Genomic DNA, 15,346 nt, shown 5'->3' with positions numbered 1-15,346 from the left:
CCTGTCCCTTTGCACCCTGTCGACGGTTGGCGCGACCGGCTGACACGATGGAACTGCCCTTCGGGGACGGGCCGTCCTAGCCTTACCGGCATGAGCATCCCCACCGCTGACCCCGCCGCCGGCCAGGCGGTCAAGGCCGCCGACCGTGCGCACGTCTTCCACTCGTGGTCCGCCCAGGCGCTGATCGACCCCCTCGCGGTGGCCGGCGCCGAGGGCTCGTACTTCTGGGACTACGACGGCAACCGCTACCTCGACTTCTCCTCGCAGCTGGTCAACACCAACATCGGGCACCAGCACCCGAGGGTGGTCGCCGCGATCCAGGAGCAGGCGGCGAAGCTCTGCACCATCGCGCCCGGCTTCGCGGTCGAGTCGCGCAGCGAGGCCGCCCGGCTGATCGCCGAGCGCACCCCCGGCGACCTGGACAAGATCTTCTTCACCAACGGCGGCGCCGAGGCCAACGAGAACGCCATCCGGATGGCCCGGCTGCACACCGGCCGGCAGAAGGTGCTGTCCACCTACCGCTCGTACCACGGCGCCACCGCGAACGCGATCGCCCTCACCGGCGACCCGCGGCGCTGGCCCAACGAGACCGGCGTCTCCGGGGTGGTGCACTTCTGGGGGCCGTACCCCTACCGCTCCAACTTCCACGCCGAGAACGAGGCGCAGGAGTGCGAGCGCGCGCTGGAGCACCTGGAGCAGGTGATCGCGTTCGAGGGGCCTGCCACCGTCGCGGCGATCATCCTGGAGACCGTGGTGGGCACCGCGGGCGTCCTGGTCCCGCCGGCCGGCTACCTGGCCGGGGTGCGGGAGATCTGCGACCGCCACGGGATCGTGTTCATCCTGGACGAGGTGATGGCGGGCTTCGGCCGCACCGGAGAGTGGTTCGCCGCCGACAACTGGGGCGTCACCCCGGACCTGCTCACCTTCGCCAAGGGCGTCAACTCGGGCTACGTGCCGCTGGGCGGCGTGGCGATCAGCGGCGAGATCGCGGCCACCTTCGCCGAGCGGGCCTTCCCCGGCGGGCTCACCTACTCCGGCCACCCGCTGGCCTGCGCCTCCGCGGTGGCGACCATCACCACCATGGCGGAGGAGGGCATCGTCGAGAACGCCAAGCACATCGGCGAGACCGTGCTCGGCCCCGGCCTGCGCGAGCTGGCCGAGCGGCACCCGTCGATCGGCGAGGTCCGCGGCCTCGGGGTGTTCTGGGCGCTCGACCTGGTGAGGGACCGGGAGACCCGCGAGCCGATGGTCCCGTACAACGCGGCCGGTGCCGACAACGCGCCGATGGGCGAGCTGGCCGCCGCCTGCAAGCAGCGCGGGCTCTGGCCGTTCGTCAACATGAACCGCTTCCACGTCGTCCCGCCGTGCACCGTCACCGAGGAGGAGGCCAAGGCCGGCCTCGCGGTGCTGGACGAGGTGCTGACGCTCACCGACGCCCACACCGTCTGACGTACCGACCAGGACGACGTACCTCCCAGGACGGCCCCGGACACCCGCGCGTGTGTGTGTCCGGGGCCGTCCCACGCTCCGGAAGGCCCCCGCCATGCCCAGCAGCTCCACCCTGACCCGCCGTCCGTCCGACTCCCCGGCAGTGCGCCGGCGTTCCGTGCTCGGCGGGGCCGCGCTGCTCGGCGCGGGCACGCTCACCGGCTGCGGCATCCCGTCCGCGTACGTGGCCGAGGACCGCCGCTCGGCGCCGGACCGCTCGGAGAGCGACAGGCGGCTCGCCTTCTCCAACTGGACGCAGTACATCGACACCGACGACGAGGGCGGGCGCCCGACCCTGGACGCCTTCAGGGAGAAGACCGGGATCGCGGTCACCTACACCGAGGACATCAACGACAACGACGAGTTCTTCGGCAAGATCAGCCCGGTGCTCACCCAGGGTGCCGCCCCCGGCCGGGACCTGATGGTGATCAGCGACTGGATGGCCGGGCGGTACGTCTCGCTGGGCTGGGTGCAGGCGATGGACCGGGCCAACCTGCCCAACGTGACGGCCAACCTGGACCCGCAGCTCACCGACCCGTCCTTCGACCCCGGTCGCCGGCGCAGCGTGCCGTGGCAGTCCGGGATCACCGGCATCGCCTACAACCGCAAGGCGCTCGGCCGGGAGATCAGGTCCACCGAGGACCTGTGGGCCCCCGACCTCAAGGGCCGGGTCACGCTGTTCGCCGGGCTCGACGAGGCGCTCGGGCTGCTGATGCTCTCCCAGGGCGCGGACATCGCGGAGTTCAGCGACGACGACGCCCACAAGGCGATGGACCTGGTGCAGAAGGTCGTCGACAGCGGCCACGTCCGGCGCTTCACCGGCAACGACTACACCAGCGACCTCGCCTCCGGCGCGGCGATCGCCTGCCAGGCCTACTCCGGCGACGCCGTCCAGCTCACCGCCGAGAACCCGGACATCGAGTTCGTGGTGCCGGAGGAGGGCGGCGAGCTGTGGGCGGAGAGCCTGATGATCCCCAACCGGGCCGCCCACAAGCGCAACGCCGAGCTGCTGATCGACCACTACTACCAGCCCGAGGTGGCCGCCGAACTCGCCGCGTTCGTCCAGTACATCTGCCCGGTGCCGGCCGCCCGCGAGGTGCTGGCGGCCAGCGGCGACAAGGAGAAGGCCGAACTCGCCGAGAACCCGCTGGTCTTCCCGACCGAGGAGATGCGCGCCCGGCTGCGCACCATGCGCGACGTCACCTCGGCGGAGCGGCCCGAGCTGCACAAGGTCTGGGGGCGCATCACCGGGGTGTGAAAGCTGCTGGGGTGCGAGGCGCGGGCCTCAGCGCCGTACGGCGTCCAGGGCGAGCAGCGCCACGTGCAGGGAGAGGCAGGACTCCACCTGGTCGAGGTCGACCCCGAGGATCCGCTCGACCTTGTGCAGCCGGTCGTAGAAGGACGGCCGGGACAGGTGCGCGGCGTCCGCCGCGGCCGACTTGTTCCGGCCCTGCTCCAGGTAGATCCGCAGCATCTGCACCAACTGGCCGTTGTGCTCGGCGTCGTGGGCCAGCAGCGGGCCCAACTCCCGTTCCACGTAGGTCTGCAGCCGGGCGTCGTCGCGCAGCAGGTGGAGCAGGCCGCGCAGCCGGACGTCCGGCAGCCGGTAGTAGGAGGAGCTGCGGCCGCCGGGCGCGTCGTGCAGGGCGGCGTCGGCGACCTGGGTGGCCTCCAGCAGGGTCCGCCGGGCGTCGCGCACCGAGCCGACCGAGGAGCCGACCGCGACCACCGGGCCGGCCGGGTCGGCGCCCTCCCGTCCGGACTCGGCCGACATCCGGCGCAGCGCGGCCGAGAGGGCGTCCAGCGCGGCGTGCTCGTCCTGCTGGGTGCCGAGCGTGACCAGCAGGCCGACGGCCTCGTCGTCCAGCGCGCCGACCAGGGCGGACAGCCGGCAGGCCCGGGCCGCGCCGGCGGCCAGCTCGGTGAAGTCCCGCAGCCTGGCCTGCGCCTCCAGCGCGGCCGGGATCGGCCCGCGCCGCTGGCGCAGCACCACGCCGACCAGCCGGCGGCCCTCCAGCGGGACGCCGAGGGCCTGGGCGCGCAGCGCCGCCTCGGAGACGGTCAGCGCGTGGGTGAGGATGCCGGAGAGCAGGGTGCGGTGGGTCTGCCGCTCCAGGCTCTCCCGGTCGCGGACCACCAGCCGGTTGAGCGCCAGCGCGGAGGCGCCGCGCTCCAGCAGCATGGTGTGCGGGTGGGCCTCACCCTCGGGCAGTGGTCCCGGCTCCTGCACCAGCACCAGCCGGCCCCAGTCCTGGCCGCGGGCACCGACGGTGGTGACCAGCCAGCCGCTGCGCGGGTCGTGGCCGGTGCGGCCGGCCGGCCGGACCCCGCGCGAGCGGCGCTCCCAGTCCTCCAGCACCTCGGCCTCCGGGCGTCCGGCGGTGTCGTGGGCGAGCACCTGGTGGGCCAGGTTCTCCAGGATGACGGGGCCGCCGGCCATCCGGGCCACCTGGCGGATCACCTCGGGCGGTTCGGCGCCCTCCACGACCAGCTCGTTGAAGACCTGGTGGACGGATTCGGAGGCCCGCAGCTGTTCCAGCTGGGCGTTGACCACCAGGGCGTGCACGGCCTCGGTGACGGCGACGAAGCGCAGCTCGCGGCGGAGCGTGATCAGCGGCAGTCCGCGCTGCTCGGCGGCGTTGACCAGGGCGCGGGGGAGCGAGTCGAAGTAGCGCCGCCCGAACTCGACGACCAGGCCGGCCACCCCGACGTCGTCCAGCTCGCGGACGTAGCGGGCGAGGCCCTCGCGGTCCTCGGGCAGCGCGATGCCGGTGGTCAGCACCAGCTCGCCGCCGCGGAGCATCCCGGCGACGTCCGGCAGCTCGCTGACGTGGACCCAGCGGACCGGCCGCTCCAGGTGGTCGGCGCCGGCCACCACCTGGGGCAGGCCGCGCCGCATCACGTCCAGGTCGAGGACTCGGGCGACGGTGGGGAGCATCGCGGGCCTCCGGGGGCGGTGGGAAACCGGAACGGGAGGCTCCGGGGGATCAGGGTGTCAGGTAAATCATCCATCCCCCCGACGACCTGTTGCCCTGCGCGCACCCTTGCACCCTGTAAGGCCCTTCGTGCCGAGACTGTCGGAGTGACCCTTGTCACCCCGGCCCCGCAGCAGGCAAGGTCAGCGGGACCGCAGACCCCCACCGCGGACGCGTGACCCCGCAGCGGTCGAACCACGGCACTTGGAGGAATCAGATGGACCTGACCGACTTCGGCCCGGGCGCGCAGTACATCGCGGGCCGCCAGACCCGGGGGAGCGGCGAACCCTTCCAGGTCGTCAACCCCGCCGACGGCAGTGTGGTCGAGCAGGTCGCGCTGGCCACCACCGAGGACGTGGACACCGCCGTCGCCGCCGCGAAGGCCGCCCTGCCCGGCTGGTCCTCGGCCACCCCCGGCGCGCGCTCCGAGGCGCTGACCAGGCTGGCCGCCGTCCTGGCCGACGCCGCCGACGACCTGGCCCGGGTGGAGACGGCACAGACCGGCAAGCCGGTCAGGCTGGCCACCGAGTTCGACGTGCCGGGCACCGTCGACAACGCCGCCTTCTTCGCCGGCGCGGCCCGCAACCTGGAGGGCAAGGCGGCCGGCGAGTACTCCGGCGACCACACCTCGTACGTGCGGCGCGAGGCGGTGGGCGTGGTCGGCTCGATCTCGCCGTGGAACTACCCGCTGCAGATGGCCGCCTGGAAGATCCTCCCGGCGATCGCCGCGGGCAACACCATCGTGCTCAAGCCGGCCGAACTGACCCCGCTCACCTCGCTGATGTTCGCCCGGGCCTGCACCGCCGCGGGCATCCCGGACGGCGTGGTCAACGTGGTCACCGGCGCCGGGCGCACCGCGGGCGAGCACCTGGTCGGGCACCCGGACGTCGCGATGGTCTCCTTCACCGGCTCCACCGGCGTCGGCAGGCGGGTCGCCGAGATCGCCACCGCGAGCGTCAAGCGCACCCACCTGGAACTCGGCGGCAAGGCCCCGTTCGTGGTCTTCGACGACGCGGACCTGGACGCCGCGGTGCACGGCGCGGTCGCCGCCTCGCTGATCAACGGCGGACAGGACTGCACCGCCGCCACCCGCGCCTACGTCCAGCGCCCGCTCTACGACGCCTTCGTGGCCGGGGTGGCCGAGCTGTACGCGGCGATCCGGACCGGCGACCCGCTGAACCCGCACACCGACCTCGGCCCGCTGGTCTCCTACGCCCACCGGGACCGGGTGGCCGGCTTCGTGGAGCGCGCCCGCTCGTACGCCACCGTGGTCACCGGCGGCCGGGTCCCGGAGACGGGCCACGACGGCACCGACCTCACCCGGGGCGCGTACTTCCCGCCCACCCTGATCACCGGCGCGGCCCAGGACAGCGAGGTCGTGCAGGGCGAGATCTTCGGCCCGGTGCTCGCCGTGCTGCCCTTCGACGGCGACGACGAGGGCCTGCGGCTGGCCAACGACACCCCGTACGGCCTGGCCGCCTCCGCCTGGACGAGCAACGTGCACCGCTCGCTGCGCGCGACCAGGGAGATCGCGGCCGGCTGCGTCTGGGTCAACGACCACATCCCGATCATCAGCGAGATGCCGCACGGCGGCTACAAGGCGTCCGGCTACGGCAAGGACATGTCCCAGTACTCGCTGGACGAGTACACCCAGGTCAAGCACGTCATGTTCGACACCACGGCGGTGGCCCGCAAGGACTGGCACCGCACCGTCTTCGGAGACAGATAACCCCCGGCCCCAGCGGGTGCCCCCACACCCCCTCTCCTCCAGGAGGCCCGTTCCATGGCGTTCAACGAGCTCACCGACGGTCTGCCCGAACCGGTCCGAAGGGCCTGGGAACGCAGTCTGACCAGCGGTCGGGCCGCGCTCGGCCGCCGCACCCTGCTGCGCGCCGCCGGGCTGGCCGCGGGAGCGGGCACCCTGGCCGCCTGCGGCATCCCGGCGGCCCCCCGGGTGAGCGGCGACTCGACCGCGAACGCCGCCGAGGACCGTTCGGAGACGCAGAAGGAGGTCGCCTTCTCCAACTGGCCGCTGTACGTGGACGCGGACGAGAAGGACAAGGAGAAGCACGGCACCCTGGAGGCCTTCACCGAGGCCACCGGGATCAAGGTCAGGTACACCGAGGACGTCAACGACAACGTCGAGTTCTTCGGCAAGATCAAGCCGCAGCTCGCCTCCGGCCAGGACACCGGCCGCGACCTGGTGGTGCTCACCGACTGGATGGCCGCCCGGCTGATCCGGCTCGGCTGGGCGCAGAAGCTCAGCCCGGCGAACGTCACCACCGCGATCACCACCATCGAGTCGCGCTTCCGCGCCCCCGACTGGGACCCGGGCCGGCTCTACACCTACCCGTGGGCCGGCATCCAGACCGTCGTCGCGTACAACCGGAAGGCGACCAGGGGCAAGGAGGTCACCAGCGTCTCCCAGCTGCTGGACGACCCCGACCTCAAGGGCCGGGTCACCTTCCTCTCCGAGATGCGCGACTCCGTCGGGATGGTCCTGCTGGACCAGGGCAAGGACGTCACCAGGTTCACCGCCGACGACTACGACGGCGCGGTCGCCCGCCTCCAGAAGGCCGTCGACAGCAAGCAGATCCGCCGCTTCACCGGCAACGACTACGGCCAGGAGCTCTCCGCGGGCGACATCGCGGCCTGCGTCGCCTGGGGCGGTGACCTGATCCAGCTGCGCGCCGACAACCCGGACATCGAGTTCGTGATCCCGGAGAAGGGCTACATCGCCTCGACCGACAACATGCTGGTCCCGGCCAAGGCGCGGCACAAGACGAACGCGGAGAAGCTGATCGACTTCTACTACCAGCCGAAGATCGCGGCGCAGCTGGTCGCGGGCATCGGCTTCGTCTCCGCCGTCACCGGGATGAAGGACGAGCTCGTCGGCATCGCTCCGGACACCGCGGCCAACCCGCTGGTCGTACCCACCCCCGAGATGGCGGTCAAGGCGCACGTGTTCCGCACGCTCTCCGAGAGCGAGGAGAGCGACTTCGAGCAGAAGTTCTCCAAGCTCATCGGCGCCTGACCCCCACTCCCGGCAGAGAAACCCAGGAAGACACCACGCCATGACAGACCAGCAGCGTGACACGGCCGTCGGCGGCGACGTCCGGCTCACCGGCATCGGCAAGACCTACGGCTCCTTCACCGCCGTCCACCCGCTCGACCTGACCGTCCCGCAGGGATCGTTCTTCGCCCTGCTCGGCGCCTCCGGCTGCGGCAAGACCACCACCCTGCGCGTGATCGCCGGCCTGGAGGAGCCCACCAGCGGCACCGTCCTGATCGGCGGCCAGGACGTCACCGCCCTGCCCCCGTACAAGCGGCCGGTGAACACCGTCTTCCAGAGCTACGCGCTCTTCCCGCACCTGGACATCTTCGAGAACGTCGCCTTCGGCCTGCGCCGGCGCGGCAGGAAGGACGTCAGGAAGCAGGTCGACGACATGCTGGAGCTGGTCGAACTCGGCCAGTACGCCCGGCGCAAGCCGCACCAGCTCTCCGGCGGCCAGCAGCAGCGCGTCGCGGTCGCCCGCGCACTGATCAACCACCCGCAGGTGCTGCTCCTGGACGAGCCGCTCGGTGCGCTCGACCTCAAGCTCCGCCGCCAGATGCAGCTGGAGCTCAAGCGGATCCAGACCGAGGTCGGCATCACCTTCGTGCACGTCACCCACGACCAGGAGGAGGCCATGACCATGGCCGACACCATCGCGGTGATGAACGGCGGCCGGGTCGAGCAGCTGGGCGCGCCCGCCGAGCTGTACGAGAACCCCGCCACCACCTTCGTGGCCAACTTCCTCGGCCAGTCCAACCTGCTGCCCGCCGAGGTCACCGGCACCGAGGGCGGCGACCTGCTGCTCAGCGCGGCCGGCGCCCGGCTCGCGGTGCCGAAGGCGCGCTGCGCCACCGACGCCAAGCGCGTCCACCTGGGCGTGCGCCCGGAGAAGATCACCATCAGCCACGCCTCCGAGCAGGTCGCCGACGGCCGCAACCGGCTGGCCGGCACGGTGCTCGACTCCAGCTTCATCGGCGTCTCCACCCAGTACGTGGTGCGCACCGACGGCGGCCAGGAGGTCACCGTCTTCGAGCAGAACATGGAGCGCGACGCCCGGGTCGTCCCCGGCGCCCCCGTCCTGCTGCACTGGAACCCCGCGCACTCCTTCGCCCTGGACGCCGCGCAGGCGATCGACGCGGGCACCGCGGAGGAGGCCGCATGACCGCCACCACCGCGGCCGCGCCGCCGCAGCCGGTACCCCCCGACGGCGGCCCCCTGGCGGAACCCGCGTCGCCGAAGCCGAGGCGCAGGCTCACCCCGTACTGGCTGCTGCTGCCCGGCATCGCCTGGCTGGTCGTCTTCTTCGCCGTCCCGATGCTCTACCAGGGGTCGACGTCGCTGCAGACCGGCTCGCTCGAAGAGGGCTTCAAGGTCACCTGGCACTTCTCGACCTACTGGGACGCCCTGGTCGAGTACAGGTGGCACTTCCTGCGCTCGTTCTCGTACGCGGCCGTCGCCACCGTGCTCTGCCTGGCCGTCGGCTACCCGCTCGCGTACACGATCGCCTTCAAGGCGAGCAAGCGTTGGCGCAACGTCATCCTGATCCTGGTCATCGCGCCGTTCTTCACCAGCTTCCTGATCCGCACGCTGGCCTGGAAGACCATCCTGTCCGACGGCGGCCCGGTGGTCGGCGCGCTGGACGCGCTGCACGTCCTGGACGTCACCAACCTGCTCGGCCTCACCTCGGGCGACCGGGTGCTGGCCACGCCGCTCGCGGTGGTCTGCGGTCTGACGTACAACTTCCTGCCGTTCATGATCCTGCCGCTGTACACCTCGCTGGAGCGGATCGACCCGCGCCTGCACGAGGCGGCCGGCGACCTCTACGCCCGGCCGTTCACCACCTTCCGCAAGGTCACCTTCCCGATCTCGCTGCCGGGCGTGGTCGCGGGCACCCTGCTGACCTTCATCCCCGCCTCCGGCGACTACATCAACGCCCAGCTGCTGGGCTCGCCGAGCGAGCAGATGGTCGGCAACGGCATCCAGAAGCAGTTCCTGAACGTGCTCGACTACCCCACGGCGGCCGCGCTGAGCTTCATCCTGATGGCCCTCATCCTGGGCATGGTGACGGTCTACATGCGCAAGGCCGGGACGGAGGATCTGGTCTGATGTCCCGGATGTTCAAGTGGATCCGCGCCCACCTGGTGGTGCTGGCCGGCCTGCTGGCCCTCGCCTACCTGGTGCTGCCCAACCTGGTCGTGCTCGCCTTCTCGTTCAACAAGCCGGTGGGCAAGTTCAACTACGAGTGGAACGAGTTCTCCACCGACGCCTGGACGAACCCCTGCGGCGTGGCCGACATGTGCCAGTCGCTCTCGCTCAGCCTGCGGATCGCGGTGCTCGCCACCATCGGCGCCACCGTGCTCGGCACCATGGTCGCCTTCGCGCTGGCCCGCCACCGCTTCCGCGGCCGCTCGGCCACCACCGCGATGATCTTCCTGCCGATGGCCATGCCCGAGGTGGTCATGGCCGCCTCGCTCGGGACGCTCTTCCTCAACATGCGCATCCCGTTCGGCTTCACCACCATCCTCATCGCGCACATCATGTTCTGCCTCAGCTTCGTGGTGACGGCGGTCAAGGCGCGCGTGATGAGCATGGACCCGAGGCTCGAACAGGCCGCCCAGGACCTCTACGCGACCCCCACCCAGACCTTCCTGAGGGTCACCCTGCCGCTGGCGGCGCCCGGGATCGCGGCGGGCGCGCTGCTCAGCTTCGCGCTCTCCTTCGACGACTTCATCATCACCCAGTTCAACTCGGGCCCGACCACGGTCACCTTCCCGATGTTCGTCTGGGGCGCCTCGCAGCGCGGCATCCCGGTGCAGGTGAACGTCATCGGCACGGCGATGTTCCTCGCCGCCGTCCTGCTGACCGTCGGGGGCCAGTGGCTGGGCAACCGCCGGAAGGCCGCCGCCTGACGTACGGTCGGCAGCGGTGACACGCGAAACCGTCATCTATTCCTAGAAAGTGGCTGATAATGCATGGACTCCGCCCGCGCGCTCAGTGACGCCAGGCCCACCCCCTTCTGGCTGGAGGATCCCGGCCGGCCGGCGGCGCTGCCCGCCCTGGTCGGCGACACCACCTGCGACCTGCTGGTCGTCGGCGGCGGCTACTCCGGCCTGTGGACCGCCCTCATCGCCAAGGAGCGCGACCCCTCGCTGGACGTCGTGCTGGTCGAGGGCAACGAGGTCGGGTGGGCCGCGTCCGGGCGCAACGGCGGGTTCTGTGCGGCCAGCCTCACCCACGGCTTCGGCAACGGCCTGGACCGCTGGCCGTCCGAGCTGGCCCAGCTGGAGCGGCTCGGTGCAGCCAACCTCGACGGCATCGAGGCCACCCTCAAGCGCTACGGCATCGACGCCGAGTGGGAGCGCACCGGCGAGATCGACGTCGCCACCCAGCCCCACCAGGTCGAGGAACTCCACGAGATCGCCGAGGCGGTCGCCCGGTACGGCTTCGACATCACCGTCCTGGACGCCGACCAGCTGCGCGCCGAGGTGGACTCGCCGACCTTCCTCGGCGGCCTCTGGGACAAGGAGGGCGTGGCGATGGTCCACCCCGCCAAGCTCGCCTGGGGCCTCAAGGACGCCTGCCTGGGCCAGGGCGTGCGGATCTTCGAGCACACCAGGGCCACCGACCTGCGGGAGCACGGCAGCGGCATGGCCGTCCGCACCCCGTACGGCCGGGTCCTCGCCCGCAAGGTCGCGCTCGGCACCAACGTGTTCCCGTCCCTGCTCAAGCGGGTCCGCCCGTACATCGTCCCGGTGTACGACTACGCGCTGATGACCGAGCCGCTCAGCGACGAGCAGCTCGCCTCGATCGGCTGGCGCGGACGGCAGGGCCTCGGCGACAGCGCCAACAAGTTCCACTACTTCCGGCTCTCCGCCGACAACCGGATCCTCTGGGGCGGCTACGACGCGGTCTACCACTTCGGCGGCCACGTCCGGCACGAGTACGACCAGCGGCCGGAGACCTTCCGCACCCTGGCCAACCACTTCTTCCGTTGCTTCCCGCAGCTGGAGGGCCTGCGCTTCAGCCACGCCTGGGGCGGCGCGATCGACACCTGCAGCCGGTTCTCCGCCTTCTTCGACACCGGCTACCGGGGCAAGGTCGCGTACGCGGTCGGCTACACCGGGCTCGGCGTCGGCGCGACCCGCTTCGGCGCCGAGGTGATGCTCGACCTGCTCGCCGGGGAGCGCACCGAGCGCACCTCGCTGGACATGGTGCGCAGCAAGCCGCTGCCGTTCCCGCCCGAGCCGGTGCGCTGGGCCGGGATCGAACTCACCACCCGGTCCCTGGAACGGGCGGACCGCACCGGCGGCCACCGCAACCTCTGGCTGCGCACCCTCGACCGGCTGGGGCTGGGCTTCGACAGCTGACGCGTGAAAGTCCCCCGGTCGGGTGCTCCGTAGTCGTGTAATCGGGACCCGCCGTCCGCCTCTCCTTGGTGACGGCGGGTCTCGGTCTTCCCGCCGTCTCCGAACAGGACGAACGGCAAGAAGCGGGGACACGACTATGGAGACCACCGGACTGCACTGGCTCGCCCAGGTGGCACCGGACCCGGAGTCCTTCCGGGAGCAGTGGGAGCGCACCGGGCTGGGCCTGATGCTGCTGCCGGCCGGCCGGCGCTGGGACGTCCTCTCCGTCCCCGGACGGCTCGGGCGCCCGGCCCTGGAGGTCCTGGACCCGCGCACCCGCGGGCCGGTCCTCACCGACTTCGGGGGCGAGCACGTCAACTTCCTGGTGCCCGTCGGCACCGCCTCCCGCTGGATCGGCACCGGAGTGCGCAGTTCGGGGGAGGGCACCTGGATCGTCGTCCCGCACCCCGAGCGCAGCAGCCGGGGCGTGCGCTGGCTGGTCCCGCCCGACGGGTCCGGGCGGCTCACCGACCCGATGCTGCTGGAACTCGCCCTGCACGAGGCGGCCGCGAGGCTCAGCGGCTGGTGAGGTCCGGTGAAGCCCGGTGAGGCCGGGTGAGCCCGGGCGGGCGGGAGCCGGCGGGCGACGGTGGCGTTCGGTGAGGGCGGGCGACGACGGCGCGCGGGCCGGGCGGTCGCGTCAGACTGGAGGCGTGACCACCGCCCCGCACGCCGTCGACGCGTCCCTTCGCCCGGGACCGGCCCAGCTGCGCCTGGCCGCGCTCGCCGCACCGGTCTGTGACCGGTACGGCCTCGCCCTGGCCGGTGGGCACGCGCTGCGCGCCCACGGCGTCGCGGCCTGCCCGCAGGACGGGCTCACCCTGGTGACCGGCGCCGCCGATCTGCCGGAGGTGGCCGCCGCGCTGGGTGAGGCGTACCGGGCGGCGGGCGGCGGGGCCGTCGAGCGGCCGGGCACCCCGCGGCTGGAGCAGCTCACCGTCCGGCTGGCACTGGGCGGCCGGTCGCACTCGGTCGAGCTGCGCAAGGAGCCGCTGGGCCACCGTCCGGTCCGCCTCGACCTCGGCGCGCCCGGACCGGACGAGCCGCCGGTGGTGCTGCCGGTCGTCGCCCTGGAGGACGCGGGCGCGCTGACCACCGTGCTGCTCGTGGACCGGGGCATGCCGCGCGACCTGATCGACGTGCACGCCCTCACCCGGTGCTACCGGGAGGGCGAACTGCTCGCACTGGCCGGGGAGTTGGATCCGGAGTTCCAGCCTGCCGCGCTCGCCGAGCGGCTGGAGACGCTCGCCGAGGCGGCGGACGGGCGGTTCCGCGCCCGGGGCGTTCCGGCCGGAGAGGTGGACGAGCGGAAGCGGTGGGCGCTGGCCTGGGCGCAGGACCTGAGGCTGGACCTGCTGGAGACCCAGGAGGCGGCGGACGGGCTGCACGATCCGTACCTGGAGGAGCCGGAGGCCGGGGAGGAGGCCTGAGAGCGCTCTCCTCCCGGGGCGGCCCGGCGGACTGGGGTCGCCCCACCGCTGGGTGCGGCCGTCCGAGTGAGCCACCGGACGACCTGTAAGGCTGAATCCACGATCCCCGTCAGCCTGTTCGTTGAGCCTGGCCGAAGCGGCCACCAGACTGGGAGACGAGCGCGGTAGCCCCGTGAATTTCCGTCGCCCGGCCCACCCGCGGGCGGCGCCAGGCCGGACCGGTGGCAGCACGCCGCCCGGGACTTCGGAGGCAGACGGACCTTGAGCAAGCACATCATTCACTGGATCGGCGGCAAGCCGGTCGCCACCGCCGGTGCGGCCCCCCGTCGCGGCGACATCTTCGACCCGGCCACCGGCCAGGTCGCCGGCCAGGTCGACTTCGCCGGGATCGCCGAGGTCGACCAGGCGGTGGCCGCCGCCGCCTCGGCCTTCACCGGGTGGCGCACCGCGTCGATCGCCAAGCGGACGACGGTGCTCTTCGCCTTCCGCGAGCTGCTGAACGCCCGCCGCGACGAGCTGGCCTCGATCATCGTGGCGGAGCACGGCAAGGTGCACTCCGACGCGCTGGGCGAGATCGCCCGCGGCCTGGAGGTCGTGGAGTACGCCTGCGGCATCCCGCAGCTGGTCAAGGGCGGCTTCACCGAGCAGGCCTCCACGGGCGTCGACGTCTACTCGATCCGCCAGCCGCTCGGCCCGGTCGCGATCATCTCGCCGTTCAACTTCCCGGCCATGGTGCCGATGTGGTTCTTCCCGATCGCCATCGCGGCCGGCAACACCGTGGTGGTGAAGCCCTCGGAGAAGGACCCGTCCGCCGCCAACTTCCTCGCCGAGCTGTGGAAGGAGGCCGGCCTCCCGGACGGCGTGTTCAACGTCGTGCACGGCGACAAGGCGGCCGTCGACCGCCTGCTGGAGCACCCGGACATCAAGTCGGTCAGCTTCGTCGGCTCCACCCCGATCGCCCGCTACGTCTACGAGACCGGCACCCGCTACGGCAAGCGCGTGCAGGCCCTGGGCGGCGCCAAGAACCACATGCTGGTCCTGCCCGACGCCGACCTCGACCTCGCCGCCGACGCCGCCGTCAACGCCGGCTTCGGCGCGGCCGGCGAGCGCTGCATGGCGGTGTCCGTGCTGGTCGCGGTCGACCCGATCGGTGACGAGCTGGTCGAGAAGATCAAGCAGCGGGTCGCCGGCCTGAAGGTCGGCCCGGGCTGCAACGGCGACTCCGAGATGGGCCCGCTGGTCACCGGCCAGCACCGCGACAAGGTCACCTCCTACGTCGAGTCCGGTGTCGCCGACGGCGCTGAGCTCGCGGTGGACGGCCGCAAGCACCCGGTCACCGCCGAGGACGAGAACGGCTCCCCGACGGCCGACGGCTTCTGGCTCGGCCCGACGCTCTTCGACCACGTGAAGCCCGGCATGTCCGTCTACAACGACGAGATCTTCGGTCCGATCCTCTCGGTCGTGCGCGTCGCCTCCTATGAGGAGGGCCTGGCGCTGATCAACGCCAACCCGTACGGCAACGGCACCGCCCTCTTCACCAACGACGGCGGCGCGGCCCGGCGCTTCCAGTTCGAGGTCGAGGTCGGCATGGTCGGCATCAACGTGCCGATCCCGGTCCCGGTCGCCTACTACTCCTTCGGCGGCTGGAAGGCCTCGCTGTTCGGCGACGCCCACGCGTACGGATCCGACGGCGTGCAGTTCTTCACCCGGGGCAAGGCCGTGACCCAGCGCTGGCTGGACCCGTCGCACGGCGGCATCAACCTGGGCTTCCCCACCAACAGCTGAGCTGCCACGGTTCCACCGGCCGGACCCCTCTCCCCGGGGTCCGGCCGGCCGTCTCTGCACGACGTTTGCATCCGGCCGCAGAAGCGCGTAAGGTTCTTCGAGCTGCCTGGCTGGGAGCACCGGACACGCGTTTGCGCGGACGGTCCCGGGGCGGCCAATCCTTTGAATCACCACTTCCGGTTCGTGCCGGTCGTTTCGCTTTTCCGC

The 15,346-nt window shown here is 72.0% G+C and carries 12 protein-coding genes; 11 read left to right on the top strand and 1 reads right to left on the bottom strand.

Annotated features, from left to right (window positions below; translation table 11 throughout):
• Positions 1–90 precede the first annotated feature (90 nt).
• The gene (locus ACZ7C5_RS34520; protein WP_401092194.1) at positions 91–1,449 is read left to right on the top strand and encodes an aspartate aminotransferase family protein; all 1,359 of its coding nucleotides are present in this window, start codon (positions 91–93) and stop codon (positions 1,447–1,449) included.
• A gap of 94 nt (positions 1,450–1,543) precedes the next feature.
• Positions 1,544–2,746, top strand: coding sequence for a polyamine ABC transporter substrate-binding protein (locus ACZ7C5_RS34515; protein ID WP_401092195.1), 1,203 nt, complete (start codon positions 1,544–1,546; stop codon positions 2,744–2,746).
• 27 nt (positions 2,747–2,773) lie between these two features.
• Here ACZ7C5_RS34515 and ACZ7C5_RS34510 read toward each other — a convergent pair whose 3' ends face one another.
• The gene (locus tag ACZ7C5_RS34510) at positions 2,774–4,426 is read right to left on the bottom strand and encodes a PucR family transcriptional regulator (RefSeq protein WP_188297090.1); all 1,653 of its coding nucleotides are present in this window, start codon (positions 4,424–4,426) and stop codon (positions 2,774–2,776) included.
• Positions 4,427–4,680: 254 nt separating this feature from the next.
• On the opposite strand from ACZ7C5_RS34510, the gene ACZ7C5_RS34505 reads away from it, so the two are divergent.
• The 9 genes from ACZ7C5_RS34505 (at position 4,681) to ACZ7C5_RS34465 (ending at position 15,139) form a co-directional block, all read left to right on the top strand.
• Positions 4,681–6,192 (top strand): gamma-aminobutyraldehyde dehydrogenase, encoded by a 1,512-nt coding sequence (locus ACZ7C5_RS34505; RefSeq protein WP_401092196.1) that lies wholly within the window; start codon positions 4,681–4,683, stop codon positions 6,190–6,192.
• Positions 6,193–6,246: 54 nt separating this feature from the next.
• Entirely contained in the window at positions 6,247–7,497 is a 1,251-nt protein-coding gene (locus tag ACZ7C5_RS34500) for a polyamine ABC transporter substrate-binding protein (RefSeq protein ID WP_401092197.1), read from the top strand.
• A 40-nt stretch (positions 7,498–7,537) separates the two neighbouring features.
• On the top strand, positions 7,538–8,680 hold the full coding sequence (locus tag ACZ7C5_RS34495; RefSeq protein ID WP_401092198.1) for an ABC transporter ATP-binding protein: 1,143 nt from the start codon (positions 7,538–7,540) through the stop codon (positions 8,678–8,680).
• Positions 8,677–9,624: an ABC transporter permease gene (locus ACZ7C5_RS34490; RefSeq protein ID WP_470324204.1), complete on the top strand. Its 948-nt coding sequence runs from the start codon at positions 8,677–8,679 to the stop codon at positions 9,622–9,624. Before ACZ7C5_RS34495 ends, ACZ7C5_RS34490 begins: the two co-directional genes overlap by 4 nt.
• A complete protein-coding gene (locus ACZ7C5_RS34485; protein WP_401092200.1) occupies positions 9,624–10,427 on the top strand; it encodes an ABC transporter permease in 804 nt (267 codons plus the stop codon). Before ACZ7C5_RS34490 ends, ACZ7C5_RS34485 begins: the two co-directional genes overlap by 1 nt.
• Before the next feature lie 63 nt (positions 10,428–10,490).
• A complete protein-coding gene (locus tag ACZ7C5_RS34480) occupies positions 10,491–11,885 on the top strand; it encodes an NAD(P)/FAD-dependent oxidoreductase (protein ID WP_401092201.1) in 1,395 nt (464 codons plus the stop codon).
• Positions 11,886–12,021: 136 nt separating this feature from the next.
• Positions 12,022–12,453: a bifunctional DNA primase/polymerase gene (locus ACZ7C5_RS34475; protein WP_401092202.1), complete on the top strand. Its 432-nt coding sequence runs from the start codon at positions 12,022–12,024 to the stop codon at positions 12,451–12,453.
• A 124-nt stretch (positions 12,454–12,577) separates the two neighbouring features.
• Complete coding sequence (locus ACZ7C5_RS34470; protein WP_401092203.1) at positions 12,578–13,354, top strand: nucleotidyl transferase AbiEii/AbiGii toxin family protein; 777 nt, start codon at positions 12,578–12,580, stop codon at positions 13,352–13,354.
• Positions 13,355–13,615: 261 nt separating this feature from the next.
• Positions 13,616–15,139 carry a CoA-acylating methylmalonate-semialdehyde dehydrogenase gene (locus ACZ7C5_RS34465; RefSeq protein ID WP_401092204.1) on the top strand — a complete coding sequence of 508 codons (1,524 nt, stop codon included), beginning with the start codon at positions 13,616–13,618 and terminating at the stop codon, positions 15,137–15,139.
• Positions 15,140–15,346 lie beyond the last annotated feature (207 nt).

The sequence above is a fragment of the Kitasatospora sp. NPDC036993 genome (assembly GCF_055607525.1).
This window is presented reverse-complemented; position numbering and strand designations above follow the sequence as displayed.